General features: G+C 66.3%; 1 protein-coding gene. It reads left to right on the top strand.

Going from position 1 to position 249, the window contains the following annotated elements; translation table 11 throughout:
* On the top strand, window positions 1-249 hold a 249-nt coding region (locus tag EXE48_RS18970; RefSeq protein WP_241992041.1), incomplete at both ends, for a hypothetical protein.

The raw sequence follows: 249 nt of genomic DNA, 5'->3' as shown, positions 1-249 counted from the left end.
GATGCGGTGCCGGACGGGGGTTCGGAGTCGTCGGCGTCTACGAGCGACCGGATATCGCTCGACGAGGACGGCTACTACGACGAGCTCTTCGAGGACCTGTCGCTCCTCAAGACCATACGGGCGCCGGCCGTTCTTTGCCCGGCTGTTCTCGAGCGCGGCGCGGCTCGATCTCAGCGATCTTCGGACGCGGGTGAGTGTGAACGGGTCGGCGAGTCAGAAGGTGTACGTCGACCCGGAGAGCGACCACGC

Source organism: Halorubrum sp. ASP1, from assembly GCF_005435135.1.
GTDB classification, from domain to species: Archaea; Halobacteriota; Halobacteria; order Halobacteriales; family Haloferacaceae; genus Halorubrum; species Halorubrum tropicale.
This window is presented reverse-complemented; position numbering and strand designations above follow the sequence as displayed.